The 17441-nt window shown below is 48.9% G+C and carries 18 protein-coding genes and 1 pseudogene; 18 read left to right on the forward strand and 1 reads right to left on the reverse strand.

What is annotated here, in order from left to right; all coding sequences use genetic code 11:
• Positions 1–50: 50 nt before the first annotated feature.
• From ACE5KN_RS26240 to ACE5KN_RS26275, 8 genes and pseudogenes are all read left to right on the forward strand, one after another.
• On the forward strand, positions 51–1946 hold the full coding sequence (locus tag ACE5KN_RS26240) for a beta-glucoside-specific PTS transporter subunit IIABC (RefSeq protein ID WP_375527518.1): 1896 nt from the start codon (positions 51–53) through the stop codon (positions 1944–1946).
• Between the two features lie 188 nt (positions 1947–2134).
• Complete coding sequence (locus tag ACE5KN_RS26245; RefSeq protein ID WP_375527519.1) at positions 2135–2392, forward strand: hypothetical protein; 258 nt, start codon at positions 2135–2137, stop codon at positions 2390–2392.
• A 157-nt stretch (positions 2393–2549) separates the two neighbouring features.
• A pseudogene (tnpA, locus tag ACE5KN_RS26250) lies at positions 2550–2787 on the forward strand (IS200/IS605 family transposase); the annotation flags it as partial.
• Positions 2784–3953: an RNA-guided endonuclease InsQ/TnpB family protein gene (locus tag ACE5KN_RS26255; protein ID WP_375528489.1), complete on the forward strand. Its 1170-nt coding sequence runs from the start codon at positions 2784–2786 to the stop codon at positions 3951–3953. The pseudogene tnpA and the gene ACE5KN_RS26255, both read left to right, overlap by 4 nt.
• Before the next feature lie 257 nt (positions 3954–4210).
• Positions 4211–4774 carry a DUF5643 domain-containing protein gene (locus ACE5KN_RS26260; RefSeq protein WP_375528490.1) on the forward strand — a complete coding sequence of 188 codons (564 nt, stop codon included), beginning with the start codon at positions 4211–4213 and terminating at the stop codon, positions 4772–4774.
• Between the two features lie 41 nt (positions 4775–4815).
• Positions 4816–5874, forward strand: a complete 1059-nt coding sequence (locus ACE5KN_RS26265; protein ID WP_375528491.1) for a DUF1835 domain-containing protein — start codon at positions 4816–4818, stop codon at positions 5872–5874.
• Positions 5875–6048: 174 nt separating this feature from the next.
• Positions 6049–6381: a PadR family transcriptional regulator gene (locus ACE5KN_RS26270; protein WP_375528492.1), complete on the forward strand. Its 333-nt coding sequence runs from the start codon at positions 6049–6051 to the stop codon at positions 6379–6381.
• Positions 6378–7688, forward strand: coding sequence for an FtsW/RodA/SpoVE family cell cycle protein (locus tag ACE5KN_RS26275; protein WP_375528493.1), 1311 nt, complete (start codon positions 6378–6380; stop codon positions 7686–7688). The genes ACE5KN_RS26270 and ACE5KN_RS26275 overlap by 4 nt, the downstream gene beginning before the upstream one ends.
• Before the next feature lie 46 nt (positions 7689–7734).
• Here ACE5KN_RS26275 and ACE5KN_RS26280 read toward each other — a convergent pair whose 3' ends face one another.
• The gene (locus ACE5KN_RS26280; protein WP_375528494.1) at positions 7735–7920 is read right to left on the reverse strand and encodes a hypothetical protein; all 186 of its coding nucleotides are present in this window, start codon (positions 7918–7920) and stop codon (positions 7735–7737) included.
• On the opposite strand from ACE5KN_RS26280, the gene ACE5KN_RS26285 reads away from it, so the two are divergent.
• The 10 genes from ACE5KN_RS26285 (at position 7885) to ACE5KN_RS26330 (ending at position 17441) form a co-directional block, all read left to right on the forward strand.
• Positions 7885–8079, forward strand: coding sequence for a hypothetical protein (locus ACE5KN_RS26285; RefSeq protein WP_375528528.1), 195 nt, complete (start codon positions 7885–7887; stop codon positions 8077–8079). The genes ACE5KN_RS26280 and ACE5KN_RS26285 overlap by 36 nt on opposite strands.
• Before the next feature lie 352 nt (positions 8080–8431).
• Positions 8432–9319 carry an alpha/beta fold hydrolase gene (locus ACE5KN_RS26290; protein WP_375528495.1) on the forward strand — a complete coding sequence of 296 codons (888 nt, stop codon included), beginning with the start codon at positions 8432–8434 and terminating at the stop codon, positions 9317–9319.
• A gap of 257 nt (positions 9320–9576) precedes the next feature.
• Positions 9577–10047, forward strand: coding sequence for a MarR family winged helix-turn-helix transcriptional regulator (locus ACE5KN_RS26295; protein ID WP_375528496.1), 471 nt, complete (start codon positions 9577–9579; stop codon positions 10045–10047).
• A 335-nt stretch (positions 10048–10382) separates the two neighbouring features.
• A complete protein-coding gene (locus ACE5KN_RS26300) occupies positions 10383–10763 on the forward strand; it encodes a GntR family transcriptional regulator (RefSeq protein WP_375528497.1) in 381 nt (126 codons plus the stop codon).
• A gap of 27 nt (positions 10764–10790) precedes the next feature.
• A complete protein-coding gene (locus ACE5KN_RS26305; RefSeq protein WP_375528498.1) occupies positions 10791–11891 on the forward strand; it encodes a DUF1648 domain-containing protein in 1101 nt (366 codons plus the stop codon).
• 247 nt (positions 11892–12138) lie between these two features.
• Entirely contained in the window at positions 12139–12588 is a 450-nt protein-coding gene (locus tag ACE5KN_RS26310; protein WP_375528499.1) for a GNAT family N-acetyltransferase, read from the forward strand.
• A gap of 95 nt (positions 12589–12683) precedes the next feature.
• A complete protein-coding gene (locus tag ACE5KN_RS26315; RefSeq protein WP_375528500.1) occupies positions 12684–13034 on the forward strand; it encodes a Na-translocating system protein MpsC family protein in 351 nt (116 codons plus the stop codon).
• A gap of 130 nt (positions 13035–13164) precedes the next feature.
• Positions 13165–15309 (forward strand): formate dehydrogenase subunit alpha, encoded by a 2145-nt coding sequence (fdhF, locus tag ACE5KN_RS26320; protein ID WP_375528501.1) that lies wholly within the window; start codon positions 13165–13167, stop codon positions 15307–15309.
• On the forward strand, positions 15306–15971 hold the full coding sequence (locus ACE5KN_RS26325) for a 4Fe-4S dicluster domain-containing protein (RefSeq protein WP_375528502.1): 666 nt from the start codon (positions 15306–15308) through the stop codon (positions 15969–15971). The genes fdhF and ACE5KN_RS26325 overlap by 4 nt, the downstream gene beginning before the upstream one ends.
• A gap of 51 nt (positions 15972–16022) precedes the next feature.
• The gene (locus ACE5KN_RS26330; protein ID WP_375528503.1) at positions 16023–17441 is read left to right on the forward strand and encodes a [FeFe] hydrogenase, group A; all 1419 of its coding nucleotides are present in this window, start codon (positions 16023–16025) and stop codon (positions 17439–17441) included.

Genomic DNA, 17441 nt, shown 5'->3' on the forward strand with positions numbered 1-17441 from the left:
GCTTTTTTATTTTATATATACAAGAATGAGGTCTAGAGGAGAGAGTGCAAATGAAATACAAAGATTTAGCCAAGGATATTGTGCAGAATATTGGGGGAGAGGAGAACGTAACGAATCTGATCCATTGTGCAACCCGATTGAGATTTAATTTGAAAGATAATCGATTGCCTGATAAGGAGAAGCTGAAAAGCTTGGAAGGTGTCCTGTCCGTCGTAGAAAGTGGTGGTCAATTCCAAGTGATTATCGGCAATGACGTTGCACATGTATATCAAGAGATTGTGAAAACCACTAAATTAGGAATGGGGAATGCTGTATCAGCGGATGCAGATCAACCTAAGGAGAAGATTCTGTCCAGAATTTTTGCGGTGATTTCCGGAAGCCTGTCTCCCCTTTTGCCTGCCATGGCCGGAGCAGGGATACTAAAAGCCTTTTTAACCCTGTTTACAACCTTTGGATGGGTATCTGCGGAAAGTGGGACCTACCTCATTCTGGCTGCAGCAGCTAATGCCGTCTTCTATTTCCTGCCTATATTTCTGGGCGTCACTGCAGCGACCAAATTTGGAGCCAATCCTTATGTAGGTGGAGTTATCGGTGCAGCATTAATGGAACCTAATTTTACGGGATTATTAGCTAACGGAGATAAGACCTCTTTTCTAGGCATCCCTGTAGTCTTGATGGATTATTCATCAACTGTCTTTCCGGTATTTGTTGCCATTTGGATTTTCTCTTACGTGGAGAAATATTTAAAGAAAATCATCCATAAAGAGCTTCAAACGTTCTTGGTTCCATTGTTGTCTTTAGTCATTATTGTGCCACTTACTGCGATGATCTTCGGTCCGTTTGGTGTATATATCGGAAATGCGATAGCGGATGCGATCAATTATCTTATGGGAGTAAGCGGGCTATTAACCGGTGCTGTTATTGGCGGGTTAATCTTCTTCCTTGTTGTATTTGGTCTTCATTGGGGCATTATTCCGATCGTGCTGGCAAATCTGTCGAATGGAACCGATCCAATCCTTGCGATGTGGGCAGCTTCTAACTTTGCAATGGCCGGGGTGGCGCTGGGAGTATTCCTGAAATCCAAAGAAAAGACTCTGAAATCAATTGCTGGCTCCTCTACATTAAGTCTGTTGTTAGCGGGCGTTTCTGAGCCGACTGTCTATGGTATCTTACTGCGCTTTAAGCGCACAATGTCATATGTTATTATTGCCGGAGCTATTGGAGGAGCGATTAACGGAGGATTCCATACGTATGCTACAGCATTTGTTTTCCAGAATATTTTCTCGATCGGTGCATTTAAACCTGTTAGTTATTATTTAATCGGCATTGCCGCTGCTATGGGCATTGGTTTGGTACTGACGATTCTTTTCGGATACCAGGATAAAAAAGCTGTTTCAGTGACTGAGGCAAGTGCTGAAGGTCCTGCTGCAGAAGTGCAAGCTGGTCCATCGAAAGCAAGTTCAAAACCTACAGGGGGTTCTCCGATCTTGAAGAAAGAGGTGCTTCTTAGCCCATTAACTGGAGAAGTGAAATCCTTGACTGAGGTTCCTGATCCTGCTTTTGCAGAAGGTGCCATGGGGAAAGGGGTTGCCATTGTTCCGAGTATTGGCCAAGCCGTATCGCCAGTGAACGGTACGATTGGTACTATCCTCAAGTCAGGTCATGCTGTAATTCTGCAATCCGAGAGTGGCGCGGAAGTACTTATTCACATTGGAATCAATACGGTGCAATTAAAAGGGCAGTATTTCAGCCCGCGGGTTAAGGCAGGGGATCAGGTCCGCAAAGGGGATCTATTGATTGAGTTTGATCTGGAGGAAATTAAGGAAGCCGGTTACAATCCGATCACTCCAATTATTATCTCAAATACTGGTGATTACTTGGATGTAATTGAAACAACAAACTCATGGGTAACAGCCCAAGATAAGTTGCTGACGCTTGTAGTTTAAGCAGAACTACACAGAAAAATAGAAAAGACAGAAATTCAGAAATTAGTAAAAATCAAAGCATCGTTACTCACGGAATCGGGTGGCGGTGCTTTTTTTATTCTATTTAAAACCTTTTGCTGCTCTCATGTATCTAAAAGATATGCAGAAATCATTACGGTTCGTTATTACAGATAAAGGAGCAGGAGAGTGTGGATTTAAAACAAGAGGTGAAGAAAGCCAGGAAGGGGAATCACGAGGCATTTATCCGGCTTGTGCTCGACATCAAACTGAAGATGTACAAGCAGTCCTTTTCCATTCTGCAAAGAGACGAGGATTGCGCCGATGCTATTCAGGAGACGATTCTGAAGGCGTATAAATCGCTTCATACGTTAAAGAAACCGGAGTATTTTAACAGCCTTCCGAGATTCATCCCCTTCCTCTATAGGGAGGGGATGAATCTCGGTTAGGCGAAGCCTAAATGCACTTGTCTATTGTATAAAACTCGTGCTTTCCTAGTCGACTATTTGTGTGGTATGATGGGAATATATGTTCTCGTTAAATCACGTTTCAATTTCGCCTCTACCGTTGGTGTGTAGATGAAATTAGTGGCAGGAAGAGAACTGTCACGATCGCGATCCTATTCATGTCCTTTTCAAGGCGCATCCCAACACGGAACTATCCAAATATATCACAAGAGTGCCAGCTCTCGTCTTATCAAGAAAGATTTCTCCAATGTAAAAAAGAAATTGTGGAAACTATAATTCTGGTCGCAAAGTTACTGTCTAATTACCGTGGGCGGCGCCCTCTGGAAGTATGGAAAACCTATATTGAGCATTCAGGGAAGGGGGTGAAAGCAGGGTGATTCGCTGTGTCAAAACCGCATTCCGAACTTCCAAAGCCGATCTGGACCGACTGTTTGCGTGCAACCGGATTTCGGCCGAAGTCTGGAATGAGTGTCTGTCCATCGCCAAGAACTATTCTCTGCAGCACGATGGAAAATGGATTGGACAAACCAAACTTCAAGCCGCTATAAAAAATCGATTCCCTCTTCACTCCCAGTCTGTACAGGCCGTTTGTCATAAATATTTGTTTGCCCGAGAGAGCGCAAGGCAAGCGAAAAGGCAAGGCCTCAAGACCAAATACCCCTACAAAAAGAAGAAGGTTTTCAACACGAAATGGGTAGACCAATCGTTCAGAATCAAGGGCAACACCATCCAATTAAGCTTAGGCATCCAGAACGGCAAGCGCCAGCAACCGATTCAGATCGTCGTGGCTGACTTGCCTGATGCCGAGATCAAAGAAATCGAACTGGTGTACGACCGAAAACTGATGGTTTCTCTTTGCTATGAGGATGGGGAAGTGGCCAAAGTCAACGAGGGCAGCGAGGTTGCAGGTGTGGATTTGGGAGAGATTCACTCGATCGCGGCAACGACCACCGCAAACCAGTCGCTCCTGATCACGGGAAGAAAAGCCAGAAGCATTCATCGGCTTCGCAACAAGAAACTGGCCGTAATCCAGAAGCGGATGAGCAAATGCCAAAAAGGGAGTCGGCAGTGGAAAAAGTACAAGAAAGCCAAAACCTACATCCTCAGCAAAAGCGAACGCCAACTCCAGGATGTCATACATAAAACAACCAAGCAATTTGTGCAGTGGTGTACGGAAAATGGCGTCAAGGAAGTCGTGATTGGCAAGGTGGAAGGCGTGCAGCGTCATACGAAAAAGAAGAAAAGCAAGACCGCTACGCAAAAGTTATCTAATTGGAGCTTCGGCAAGATCCGGAAACAACTCGAATACAAGCTTGAAGCTCATGGAACGAGCGTGAAACAGGTGGATGAAAGCTACACAAGTCAACAATGTCCTTGTTGCGGTAGAAGGAAAAAGACTTCTACAAGAAACTATACCTGCTCCTGCGGCTATGAAGAACATCGGGACATTCATGGAAGCAAAGGAATATTGTCCAAATATCTGCATGGAGAAATTCGATATTTGGGCGAAACGAAATCGATCAAGTATCTACGGATCGCTTAGATGAGTGAGAAGTAGTAGATGGTGAGTTCCCACCCACTTGCAGAAAGTGTTGCTTACTGAACCACCCTGTTAGATTTCCGCTGCTGGCAGCGAAAGCCAATAGCCAACCTATTGGTTTGCAGAAAGTAACGGTGTGGCTGGTAAGAAACCCCTACTTCTAAGTCAAGCGTAAGTAGGGGAGGTTCATTAATCGCGGTTACAGTGTCAGCGGTAAGGTCAACGGCGAAATTGTCGATATGTATGTAAGCCAAGGGAACATGAAAAATTGGGGACGGACAGATTCTCCTGCGGCAGCAGTAGTTACAATCAGTTATGCAGATTACAGTTCCAAGGATGGAACAACTTATCGCTTTCCGGACGAATTTACCCTTAACCTGGAGATCGGTTTGGTGGGAATGGATCAGGAGAGGTTTGTTTTTGATATTCCTGTCAAGAAAAATGAAAGCGAGACGAAGATCATCACCTCGGATGCGCCGCCCAAGGAATGGAGGGAATTCAAAATATCGCTGGGCAGGATTGAAATTACACCGGTTATGATCAGGCTGACGATGAATGAAGATTACAGCAAGCAGGATTTAACGAAAAGGCGGGAACGGCTTCGCTACATGCTTGAGGATCAGGACGGCAACCGGATAGAAGCAGATAGAGGAGGTTTTGGCAGAGGCATCCCCAATACCAAAATGATAGCGATGAATATGGATATGGATCCTTTTGAGCGGATGCCCACACAAATCACGATACTACCGTACCTCATTTCACATGAAACACGCGAGAAGATGATCATTCCCGAGCTGGCTATCAAGGTCCCGGTCAATGAATGACCGGGATGCATTGGAAATAATGAAGATTGGGGTGTCACATGATGAGTATGAAGGATATGCTTGCCATCAAAAAAGCTGTCGATCATCTGCGGGACGAAGATGTTCGATCGTATTTGAGGCTGATTTTAATGAATATCAAGATGCAGAAGGAACAGGGAAAATCACCCGAAGCATATGCTGCCGATTTCATTGAACTCTATGATGATTTGATGGGGCAGCAGGACAAAAGAATTCTCTGGGATCCAGTTCCGTCCTGTACCCATGTGCATATCGTCTGCGGGGATTCCTTTGCCGGGAGTATGAAGATGGCCTTGAAAGGGCTTGGCTGGTCAGAAACGCATAAATTGATTATTTTGCGCGAGAATTATGCCATTGGACCACTATACGCCTTGGACACGCCCGAGGGAAGAGAAGCGCGGAGCGAGTGGTTCCGCGATAATATAACGGATGCATATGAAGAATATACTGAATTCGAAGAAGAATACGATGAGCTGCTCCGCAAATTGGAGCAGATTCCCGGGCAGGCAAAAATAGTGATATGGACCAGCAGCAATGCTTATGAGCAGGCAGGCATGAGACACGCCCTTTATTTGCTGCGCGGTAAACGGAATGCGGTGGCAGTATATGATGCTTGTGCAATTTGTGAGAAGCTGTTCAACCGTCCGGATGCCTTTATCATCTATCGGTACTCGGGAGAAATCCCGTCTGACAAGCTTCAGGAGGCGCTCATGCGCTTAGATGAAAATCATAAGCTGGGCGATGAAGAGATGACTTGCTTGATCCAGGATTGGCAGGCTATTTGTGAGCAAGCCGGTGTGCTGCGCATTTGGCAGGACGATGCCGTGGTCGAGGTACCGGCCGATTATTATGATCGGTATCTACTGGAGAAGCTGGACAAACTTAAACCTCCGGCAGGCGACAATGGCTTTCTGAAATCTGCCCGTATCATTGGTGAAGCGATTGGTTACTGTGATCAATATGTCGATGACTCCTATTTTGAATACCGGTTACGAGAACTAATCTACGCAGGTGTTTTGGAAATCAAGGGTGTTCCGGCAGGGATGCGATATTACAGTGTCAGACGTAAACGAAAGCTATAAGTTAGAAGCAATTGTGAACAACAGACTCAGCTTCCAGGCAGTATAAATACAGGGATTGGGTAGGCTTAGGCGACTTCGCATAGGCCTACAGGAATATTTTGATACATAGATTTACGATGCATATAATTACGATGTATAATCTATTTATCGAATACAAGAACAGGTGGTGACTTGATGCGAATCAATAAGGAACTGCTCAAGGGAAGCACAGGCACATTGATCCTGAATCTGCTGAATCAGCAGGATCGATATGGCTACGAGCTGATCAAGGAGCTTGAACGAATGTCGGATGGCACGTTTAATTTAAAGGAAGGAACGCTCTATCCGATTCTGCACGGCATGGAGACCGAAAAATGGCTGGAGTCCTATTGGGAGCAGGCCGAGGGACGAAAACGCAAATATTACCGGATTACCGACAGCGGCAGGCGGCAGCTGCAGGAGAAGAGACAGGAGTGGAGGCTGTTCCGTACGGCGGTAGATCGAGTTCTTGGGGAGGAGCCAATATGAAAAAGCTGCACCCACTCTTACAGCAATATGTTGATCATGTGTCTGGTCAAGTGAAAGCAAGAGAGCTGCGTGAAGATATCAAAGAGGAAATTGCGGGTCATCTGGAAGGGCTAATGGAGCATAAACTTGCTCAAGGATTGGATGATGATGCGGCGGCACAATGGGCGATTGCCCAGATGGGGAGTACAGAATCGGTAGCAAAGGGACTAAATCAGGTACATAGGCCGCGTATTCCTTGGGGCATGCTCAGTTATTTAATACTTTTGCTGGCTGTTGCTCTTGTATCTATGTATGCAATAGATCTTAGTTATGCGGCAATATCGAGCAGTATGGCAGAAATCAGCTTTCTGGAAAAACAAGCGGTATTCATGGCGATTGGTTTGGTCGTTCTCTTCGTGTTGAGTAGACTGCAATATCGGCTGCTGCTGCATATGTGGAAAGTACTTTATGGCGGAACTATTGTCTGTTTGATCGTGGGGATATATTCTGGGTCGCGACTTAATGGAACGCATAGCTTCTTCAATTTAGGTCCTCTATCGGTTAATTTTTTGGAGGTAAGTCTTTTTACATTTATTGTGTCGGCAGCGGGGTTTCTCTACCAGCGTAACGAATCCTGGAAGGCGGTATTTTACCACCTTGTTATGTTCTCTGCAGTGCCCTTGATTCTTTATACATCAGCTCATTCATTTGCAACTGTCCTGCAGTATGTTATCTCTTATTTGTTGCTTCTAATCTTCTCGCGGTGCTCCCTGAAGTGGATGATACCTCATATGCTTTTCTCAATATGTGCACTCATCTTCTTTTCGTTCAGTGAGTATGGTCGTGAGCGGCTGGCCGCTTTTCTTTTCCCATTTAAAGATCAGGAAGGCACAGGATTTTTCTACATACAGATTGGTGAAGCTGTTCGTTCCGCTGGATGGTGGGGGCATGGCTTTGCGTCTGTAGCGGGAAAACTTCCTTACATTTATTCGAACAACGTTTTTACGTATATTATCTACAGCCTTGGATGGCTTGCCGGTGCGGCTATCCTGCTCATTGTTATCATGTTTATATATCAACTGATCAGAGTGGCATTATCCGTGCAGGACAGCTATGGAAAAATGCTGATTATTGGCTTGGGAGCTTTGTTCTCGTTTAAATTCACGTATAGTATAGGAATGTCCCTGGGGCTTCTGCCGTTGACCTCTGTGATGCTGCCGTTCATCAGCTATGGAGGAATTGGACTGCTGGTACAATTAGCAGCGTTAGGAATTATCTACAGCGTGTATCGGCGGAAGGATATGGTTCGAGTCGAAAGGAATTATTAATAATTTACTTAGAAGGGAATATAAGGGGCGAATTGCTCGCAGTGATTTATCGGGAAATGTTCTTTTTGACCGGCAAAATTACCGGCCATCCGGCCTGCTCCTGAGCTGGGAAGATCGGCATGGCGTCGAAATCGTCAACGGCCAGCTTCCGGTATCCATCATTCAGGGCATCAGCACGGTTCAGGATGGTCAAAAAATACTGGCAGAAGCCAAAGCGAACTGGGACGGCCAATCGCCGCTATTTGTCTCCATCGAGCTGCTCGCCTGGAGCTTAACACCTACGTACGTCGCGACAATCTCCGATTCGCTCGGGCCCGAATACAAGGTCGTACTGGCCGACCAGTATTTCTCGCTGATCCACGAGGCGAATAAGCTGCCGTCGAAGCCTTAAATGGTTCTTGCTGTCCTTTGGCGGCGGGCAGCGTTTCATTCCGGTGAAATATAAGCAAAGGAGAGGCCAAATTTTAAAATTATATACTTGCCTGATATTTTGGAAAAAGGAACAATCGATGGCCGATTGTTCCTTTTTTAAATAGGCCATCCTCAGTATGTTGACGTCAATCATCCAGTGCCACTCGCCGACTTCCAGTTCATTAAGTGGCAATACACCAGCGAGCCAGATCAAGACATGTATCAGAGTGGACGAGCCACTTGACAAAGACAACTTAGTTGTCTATATTTTAGACAACCGGGTTGTCTAAAATTCAAGCAACAAGGTTATCTAAAATGGAGGAGGAACAAAAATGAGCATTACGAATTCGAGCGCGTCGATTCCTGGGATCGCACATCACACGGCGCAGGTCAACGGGATCACGATTCACTACGTGTCCTCTGGGACCGCCGGGTCCCCGATTCTGCTGATTCATGGGTTCCCGGAGACCTGGTGGGCGTTCCACAAGCTCATTCCTTTGCTTGCCCTGAACCACCGGGTATTTGCCGTCGACTTGCGCGGCTTCGGTGACTCAAGCAACGCCGAGGGTGACTACGACAGCACAACATCTGCCGAAGATCTGCATCTTCTCATCCAGCAGCTCGACGTAGGTCCGGTGCACCTCACGGGACAGGACATCAGTGGAGCAACTGTCTTCCGACTGGCGGCCATGCACCCGGAAGATGTTCGCAGCTTCACCGCGATCGAGATGGGCCTTCCCGGATTCGGGCTCGAAGGCCTCGGTGATATTACTCACGGCGGCTCCTGGCATATTGGCGTCCTGGCAGCACCTGGCATCCCCGAGATGCTGCTCGCCGGACGCGAACGGGAATTCCTAAGAGATTGGGCATTCCCTGTCATGACCGCAGTTCAGGGGGCGATCACTGACACCGACATTGACGAGTTCGTTCGCACGTACTCCCGCCCCAACGGCTGGCGCGGAGCGGTCGGTCTCTACCAGTCGATGCTCACCGAAGGCGATAGCATCAAGGCACTCGCCGAAACGAACCCACTGACCATGCCGGTCCTGGCTATCGGTGCGGGTGGCGGACCGTTCACTGCGAGAACCGTGGGCCAGATCACGGTCGGGGGTATCAAATCCGTGCAGCTCGAAGGCGTCGGCCATTACGTGGCCCTGGAGGCACCGGCAGCTCTGTCGACCGTGATCCTTGATTTCCTGAAGAGCATCGACACGGATTGAGGTGCGCCGATGGCGCAAGCAACGGGCTCTGCGCCATCGCCCGCTAACCGGACGCTGAGCGGGTTTCAAGGAACATTTGTTTCGATCCTTTTGGCACAATGTTTTGTTCTTCGCATCCTCTGCAGAGATATTGGACAAAAGTGTCTTACATCCCATCAATGAAGAAAGGGTGGTTATGGCACTGAGATATAAGGCTGGAAAACGATGCTGCTTTGGATTAGAATAAATAGAAACGTGCTAACAAAGGAAGGAACATTATGTCTCGATCTGGTGCCGATCTTGCGCTGCTTCTCCTGGGCGGCTACCGCACGCTTGTAGACGCAGCGATGGTCGAGCTGGCCGCTCGCGGGTACGACGATTTCCGTCCAGTCCATGACTTCGCGATGCGCGCTATCGCCGCAGGCGCCGATAGTGCCTCGGATTTGGGACGTCGCATGTCTGTCTCGAAGCAGGCGGCATCGAAGACGATCACAGTTCTCCTCGACCGCGGTTATGTATCTCGCGAATCTGACCCGCACGATGCTCGTCGCAAACGGCTGCAGGTCACCCCTCTCGGTTTTGAAGTCTTGAGACAGGGGGAAGCAATCTTTGATGAGCTGCGCAATAAATGGGAACAGCAGATTGGCGTCTCGGAACTCGCAACGCTTGAGGCGCGGTTGAAGTCGCTTATCGGAGACGGAGCCGTTCGCATGGATGCGCCCGGCTGGGCTGCGCAGGACCTCGACTGAACACGAGTGAAACAGGGATGTGCGTCAGCGTGAATTACAAGGGAGTCTGTCCTTAATGAAGTTCCCCTCAAGAAATGTTGGGACACTACTGTCCAAATCAGCATTCTGTAATTTCGGATGAAGGACGGCCAAATTTTATATTTGCTGATATTATGAAAAAGGAACAATCGCCGCTCGATTGCTCCTTTTTTCATGCCGATACTAATAAAACGCAATCCGTTCTCCTTCGGGGGACGAGTTGCGTTTGTTTTATAAATGGATTTACATACATATAAAATATCTGTTATACTACATATATAACAGATAGATGTGAACAGGATCGGGGGTGCCAGAACATGATCATAGAGCTGGATATGCAATCAGAGCTGCCCATTTATACGCAGCTGATTAATCAGATTATAGAAGGCATTGCCAGCGGCAAGCTGCTTCCGGGAGAAGCTCTTCCTTCCGTACGGAGTATGGCGTCGGACATCGGCATCAATCTGCACACTGTGAACAAAGCTTATAACCAACTGAAGCAGGAGGATTACATTCATGTTCACCGGCAAAAGGGAGTTGTAGTCAATCCCAACGGCATGCCGGAGGTGGATGAGCATTTTACAGCAAGGCAGCTGCAGCAGTTGAGACCGGTCATTGCCGAAGCGATTCTGCGCGGGATGTCACAGGATGAACTCATCGATATGGTCGAAAGCATTTATAAGGACATTAAAGCTTAATTTAACTACTTCCAGGAGGGATGTTCGATGCAATGGATACATTTTATGATGCTGATGGTTATCTTTCTGCCCACAGTATTTCTGACGGCCTTCACGCCTTATTTTACCCGCCGGACAGAAAGCTTCGGCGTTACAATAAGCGAAGAAGCATATTACAGCAGGCCTCTTCAAGTCATGAGGAGAAATTTTGCCGCCCTGAATATAACGCTGCAGCTGATTTTGCTTGTCATATGTGTGTGGGGAACGGTCAGCCGCTCTGATTCGTATGCACAGGGAGTATGGATGGGTGTGTACACGATTGCCATGATTATTGCTCATTTCTTAACCTTGTGTTACTTCCATTTCAAAATGAAAAAATACAAGGCTGAGCATCTGTCTGATACCATGCATACATCTAAGCTGATCCTGGATACGAAATTTCGGGACCGCAAGCTGGCTCTGTCAAACAAATGGTATCTGATCCATGCGGCCATTATTTTATTTACCGCTATCTTTACAATCGTCAGTTATGACAAATTTCCTGACAAAATTGTCATGCAATATGATTTTGCGGGGAATCCGTCAACGGTAAAGGACAAGAGCATAGGGACCGTATTTATGCCGGTGATCATGCAAGCGATATTGACGATGATGTTCCTGTACATCAATACGATCATTCACCGCAGCAGGCAGCAGGTCGATACGGATAACCCGGAAGTTTCGCTGAAGAAAAACGCGGTGTTTCGGATGAGAAACTCTCTCTTTAACTTTGTCACATCGATCATGTTCATCCTGTTATTTAATTTCATACAGATGACGATGATTTATCCGGTCAATCCTGATCTGACTTTTATCGTGGTTATAGCCATGGTGTTTGTGATTCTGGCAGGTGTCACTGTGCTGTTTATCACAACTGGACAGGGAGGAAGCCGGGTTAAGTCCGGGGGAAAACCTTCGGCCGTAACACCGCGTAATGAAGATGACAACTGGAAGTTGGGGATCTTTTATTATAACCCTAATGATCCTTCCTTGTTTGTTGAAAAGAGAATGGGCTTCGGCTGGACGCTCAATCATGCCAGACCTGCCGCATGGCTGCTGCTGATTGGTCTATTTGGTTCTATTATTTTGGTCAGTTTTCTGGTGCCTTGATTTGAACGGGACATGGTGCGGGGATTGAAGCTGCCAGAAACCTTCTCGCAAGCCCATGAGCCAGGGAGTCTTTTTGCAGCAGAGAAGGAGATGGAAGCTTGCAGTTTTCCGCTTCGCTATAAAGCAGACGCAGTCGATGACCGATCGGCTGCGTTTCCTGCTTTTTCACTATGCTGTCTAGTTATATCCTTTTTCCGTGGCATATTGCGGATGCTATAATGGGCGTTAGAGAAAGGGAGTGTAGTCCATGGAGTGGAAATTGAAGACGTTTCACGAACTGACCGGACACGAGGTATACCGGATTTTACAGGCTCGCGTCAATGTATTTATGCTGGAGCAAAACTGTCTGTATCCGGAAATCGACGGCAAGGACCAGACGAGCCGCCATTTGTTTCTGGAGGCGGACGGAGAGATCGCTGCTTACTGCCGGCTCGTGCCGCGGGGAGTCTCCTATGACGATGCTTCCATTGGCAGGGTTCTTGTAAAAGAAGCATATAGAGGAAAAGGACTGGCACAGGAGCTTATGAAGAGAGCGATTGCCTTTCTTAAAGACGAATGGGGCGAGACAACGGTAAAGATTCAGGCTCAGAACTATTTGCACGGCTTTTATGGCTCCTTCGGCTTCCAGGCCGTTTCGGACGTTTATCTGGAGGATAACATTCCCCATGTGGACATGGTTTTGAGAATGGAGTCCTAATAGAATTTTATGGATTGACAATATTTCTGGAAGGGTTTAACATAAAATTGCTCGTAGGAATTCCAAAAAAAGGAATGATCCACCGGTGAGTTGTTATGCCAGAAGCAAATTTTGAATACCAGGAAAAGATTCGAAGACTTGCAGTAAAAATTGTGAAAGACTACAAGGGAAAAGGACCTGAAAGTGTGAAGGTCAAGCTGGAAAATGATTCACAAGTCACGGTCGAGATCAGAGGCATTCTTTCCAATCTGTCGGAAATTTTATTGAAGGAAGGCGCCGATGAGCTTGTCGAGGAATACTGGAAAGTGCTGAAGCCGTATTTGGAACGGGAATACATGGAGGAATTGATCGAGGCCATCGGTTGGCGGTTTACATATTCCTGGAGACTGTGCGGTCAGAAACAGCAGGGCAGAACAGTAATCATACAACTGAATAAATCGGTTTGATTAGGGAGAAAGGGCCTTAGACTCTTCGCTTTTTAATAAGCCAATACACAGTGTAGCTGCAAGTACGCTTTGTATTGGCTTTTTTAATATTTATTTTTGTGAATTAAATCACAATTTGAGGAGGATTTGCATGGGAGACAAAGTATTGACCGTATGCCCGTATTGCGGAAGCGGCTGCCAGATGTTTTTGAAAGTCGAGGATGGACAGGTCGTGGGCGCAGAGCCTGCGGACGGCAGAACGAATGAAGGCAACCTGTGTCTGAAAGGGCACTACGGGTGGGATTTCCTGAATGATCCGCAGCTGCTGACCGCCCGTCTCCGCAAGCCCATGATTCGCAAGGAGGGAGTGCTGAAGGAGGTTTCGTGGGACGAAGCCATTCAATTCACGGCGGATAAGCTTGCGGAGATTAAGGAGAAGTACGGGCCGGATGCCATTATGGGAACAGGATCGGCAAGAGGACCCGGCAATGAAGCCAATTATGTGATGCAAAAGTTTATGAGGGCGGTCATAGGCACAAACAATATCGACCATTGCGCCAGAGTGTGCCATGGCCCTTCTGTTGCCGGGTTGACCTATTCGCTGGGGGACGGGGCGATGTCCAACTCCATCCCTGAGATTGAAGACACCGATTTGCTTCTCATTGTAGGCTATAATGCTCCCGTTACCCACCCTATTGTGGCCCGAAGAATAGTAAAAGCGAAGCAGAAAGGCGCAACGATGATCGTAGCTGATCCCCGCAAGACGGAATTGGCGCGATTGGCCGATACCTGGCTGCCGCTTAAGGGCGGAACGAATATGGCGCTGATCAACGCTTTTGGGCATGTGCTGATAGAGGAGTCCTTATATGATAAGGAATATGTTTCCAGCCATGTCGAGGGTTTTGCTGAGTATAAATCCGGAGTGCAAAAGTATACGCCTGAATATGCCGAGAGCATTACGGGGGTAAGGGCGGCTGATATCCGCAAGACGATGCGTCAGTATGCCAAGTCCGGCAAGGCGATGATTTTATACGGCATGGGAGTATGCCAATTTGCCCAGGCTGTCGATGTGGTCAAGGGTTTGGCTTCCCTGGCTCTGCTGACCGGCAACCTGGGGCGGCCTGGCGTTGGAATCGGTCCCGTTCGCGGCCAAAATAATGTACAGGGCTCCTGTGACATGGGGGCACTACCGAACGTATATCCAGGCTATCAATCTGTTACGGATGAGAAGATTCGCAAGAAGTTTGAGGAGGCCTGGGGCGTGCCCTTACCGGATAAAACAGGCTACCGGTTGACCGAAGTGCCGCACCTTATTCTGAAGGAGAATAAAATCAAGGCTTATTACATTTTTGGAGAGGACCCGGTTCAAAGCGACCCGAATGCCGCGGAGCTGCGGGAGGCGCTGGATCAATTGGAGCTGGTGATCGTACAGGACATCTTCATGAACAAGACGGCGCTGCATGCTGATGTCATCTTGCCCGCCACCTCCTGGGGAGAGCATGACGGCGTATATTCCTCGGCTGACCGGGGGTTCCAGCGGATTCGTAAAGCTGTCGAGCCGCCGGAATTCGTCAAGCCGGATTGGCAGATCATCAGCGAGCTGTCTACGGCCATGGGTTATCCGATGGCCTACAGCAATTCGGAGGAAATTTGGGATGAGATGCGGAGTCTGTGTCCGACCTTTGCCGGGGCCAGCTACAGCAAAATGGAAGCCCTCGGCGGGGTACAATGGCCCTGTCCTTCTGATGACCATCCGGGAACCCCTTATTTATATAAAGGAAATCGGTTTACCACGCCAAGCGGCAAAGGGAGGCTGTATGCGTGTGAATGGAGGGCTCCGCAGGAACAGCCGGATGCCGAATATCCTCTGACGCTCTCAACTGTAAGAGAGGTGGGGCATTATTCAGTACGCACGATGACAGGCAACTGCAGAGCGCTCAGCCGGCTGTCCGATGAACCCGGGAATATTCAGATGAATCCTGAGGATGCGGCAGCTCTTGGCATCAGGAACGGCCAGTTGGTCCGCGTTTATTCACGGCGCGGCAATGTTGCGGCCAGGGCGCAGCTCAGCGACCGGGTCAAGGCGGGAGCTACCTACATGACCTATCATTTCTGGATTGGGGCCTGTAATGAGTTGACCGCAGATGATCTCGATCCTGTCTCCAAAACTCCGGAGTATAAATATTGCGCCATCCGGATCGAACCCATCGCGGATCAGATTCAGGCAGAGGAGCAGATCCGCCGGGAATATGCGGCGCTAAGAGAGCGGATGATGGCGGGGGCGGTACAGAAATGAACAAGGTGCAGCCCAATTCGCTGGTCGTCGCTGAAGCAGACAAGTGTATCGGCTGTAGGGCCTGTGAGCTGGCCTGCTTTGCGGTGCACAATCTTGACAACGGCGTAGGAACAGCTGTCGGAACGGTAACGATACCGGTTCTTCCCAGGCTGTATGTGATCCGGACAGACAGCTTTACCATGCCGGTTCAGTGCCGGCAGTGTGAGAACGCCCCTTGTGCGCATGTCTGCCCGGTTCAGGCAATCCGTCAGGAGAACGGTGTTATTCATATTGATGCGGACGCCTGCATCGGCTGCAAAGCTTGTTCGCTGGCCTGTCCGTTCGGGGCGATTACTCTTTACAGAGCATACAGCGGCGGAACGGAGCTTAAGCAGGCCCATTTGCAGGAACGCCAATTCGGCAGGCTGCAGCCTAAAGCTAAAATGATCGCTTATAAATGCGATCTGTGCATCAATACGGATATGCCTGGAGCCGCCGCTGCTGGTGCAAAATCAACCGGGAACAGAGAGGGCTCGTCTGCGCGGCTGAACGAAAGCAGTCCGTTACCGGCCTGTGTCTCGGTCTGTCCAACGGCAGCGCTCAGGCTTGTGCAACCGGAGGCGGACGGCTCCCCCTCCCGGCCTCAAACGTCTGCTGGAATTCATTTCCCTACGACAGTATAGCTTAACCTGAAACCTATCGCTGAAGCGGATAAAAGAGAGGATGATTTTGTGATGCCAAACAGCGCTTCTTTGATTAACATTGATGCGGAGCTGTGCACAGGCTGCCGGCGCTGTGCAGCGGTCTGCCCGGTGGACGCCATCCTGGGCGAACCGGGCCGGCCGCAGACGATTGATGACCACCGCTGTGTCGTCTGCGGCCAGTGTGTGCAGATATGTACGGCTTATGCCCCGGCCAGTCGCAGCGGCGATGACGATCATGTGCACAAAAGGCTGCAGAGGGGGCAACTGTCCAGCGTGCGGGAGCCGCTGTTTGCTGCCTATTCCACTGGACAAGTACTGAAGGTAAAGCGGGCGTTGGCTGATCCGAAGCTCTACAAGGTGGTGCAGTGCGCTCCTGCCATCCGTGTATCCCTGGCCGAGGAATTTGGCTTGCCCATGGGAACGCTGACACCCGGAAAGATGGCTTCCGCCCTCCGGAGATTAAATTTTGACCGGATTTATGATACGAATTTCGGCGCAGATGTAACGATCATGGAGGAGGGCTCGGAGCTGATCGGGCGGGTATTGTCCGCTGAGCGCTTGCCCATGTTCACCTCCTGCTGCCCTGCCTGGGTCAAGTATGCCGAGACGGAGGCGCCCGAGCTGCTTGAACATCTGTCAAGCTGCAAGTCGCCGATGCAAATGGTCGGGGCGCTTGTCAAAACCTACGGAGCGAAGCTGGAAGGAGTAGATCCGGCGAATATCTATAGTGTCGCGGTCATGCCCTGTACCTGCAAGGAATTTGAATGCAGCCGTGAGGAAATGGAGGTGAACGGGCACCGCGAGGTGGATGTGGTTATCACTACGAGGGAGCTTGCGCAGTTAATCAAGGATGCAGGCATTGATTTTGTGAATCTGCCCGATGAGCCGTTCGATTCGCCGCTGGGCAAGTATTCGGGTGCGGGTTCCATTTTCGGCGTGACTGGCGGTGTCATGGAAGCGGCTATCCGCACAGGTTATGAGTTGATTACGAAAGAGAAAATTCCCAGCCTGCAGCTGGATTTTATCAGAGGTGAGGAAGGGGTTCGGACGGCGGCGGTTCAAGTGGGCAAGCTTGAGCTGAAGGTGGCCGTTGTTGCCGGTCTCAAATATGTCGGGGGCATTTTGAAGCAAGTACAGGAGGGCACCTGTCCCTATCATTTTATTGAAGTGATGGCCTGCCCCGAAGGCTGTGTCAGCGGAGGAGGACAACCCAAGCTGCTGCTGGAGACGCTGCGCAAGCAGGCTTATCAGGCGAGAAAAAGCTCCGTATACCGCCACGATCACCAGCAGCAGGTGCGCAAATCCCATGAAAACCCGGCCATTATTAAGTTGTATGAGGACTTCCTGGGTGAGCCTCTGGGCCATGTTTCCCATAACCTGCTTCATACCGCGTTTCATTCCAGGAAGAGGACGGCGTCCCACTCCCATTCAAATGTGAAGGAGGATTAA

Origin of the sequence: Paenibacillus terreus (assembly GCF_042138595.1) — a bacterium.
Classification (GTDB): Bacteria; Bacillota; Bacilli; order Paenibacillales; family Paenibacillaceae; genus Paenibacillus; species Paenibacillus terreus.

Excerpts from the sequence above, each read along its gene's own strand:
- ACE5KN_RS26300 (WP_375528497.1), top strand. The coding sequence starts at position 10,383 with ATGATCATAGAGCTGGATATGCAATCAGAGCTGCCCATTTATACGCAG.
- ACE5KN_RS26275 (WP_375528493.1), top strand. The coding sequence starts at position 6,378 with ATGAAAAAGCTGCACCCACTCTTACAGCAATATGTTGATCATGTGTCT.
- ACE5KN_RS26290 (WP_375528495.1), top strand. The coding sequence starts at position 8,432 with ATGAGCATTACGAATTCGAGCGCGTCGATTCCTGGGATCGCACATCAC.
- ACE5KN_RS26260 (WP_375528490.1), top strand. The coding sequence starts at position 4,211 with ATGAAAAATTGGGGACGGACAGATTCTCCTGCGGCAGCAGTAGTTACA.
- ACE5KN_RS26330 (WP_375528503.1), top strand. The coding sequence starts at position 16,023 with ATGCCAAACAGCGCTTCTTTGATTAACATTGATGCGGAGCTGTGCACA.
- ACE5KN_RS26325 (WP_375528502.1), top strand. The coding sequence starts at position 15,306 with ATGAACAAGGTGCAGCCCAATTCGCTGGTCGTCGCTGAAGCAGACAAG.
- ACE5KN_RS26305 (WP_375528498.1), top strand. The coding sequence starts at position 10,791 with ATGCAATGGATACATTTTATGATGCTGATGGTTATCTTTCTGCCCACA.
- ACE5KN_RS26265 (WP_375528491.1), top strand. The coding sequence starts at position 4,816 with ATGAGTATGAAGGATATGCTTGCCATCAAAAAAGCTGTCGATCATCTG.
- ACE5KN_RS26270 (WP_375528492.1), top strand. The coding sequence starts at position 6,049 with ATGCGAATCAATAAGGAACTGCTCAAGGGAAGCACAGGCACATTGATC.
- fdhF (WP_375528501.1), top strand. The coding sequence starts at position 13,165 with ATGGGAGACAAAGTATTGACCGTATGCCCGTATTGCGGAAGCGGCTGC.
- ACE5KN_RS26240 (WP_375527518.1), top strand. The coding sequence starts at position 51 with ATGAAATACAAAGATTTAGCCAAGGATATTGTGCAGAATATTGGGGGA.
- ACE5KN_RS26295 (WP_375528496.1), top strand. The coding sequence starts at position 9,577 with ATGTCTCGATCTGGTGCCGATCTTGCGCTGCTTCTCCTGGGCGGCTAC.
- ACE5KN_RS26310 (WP_375528499.1), top strand. The coding sequence starts at position 12,139 with ATGGAGTGGAAATTGAAGACGTTTCACGAACTGACCGGACACGAGGTA.
- ACE5KN_RS26315 (WP_375528500.1), top strand. The coding sequence starts at position 12,684 with ATGCCAGAAGCAAATTTTGAATACCAGGAAAAGATTCGAAGACTTGCA.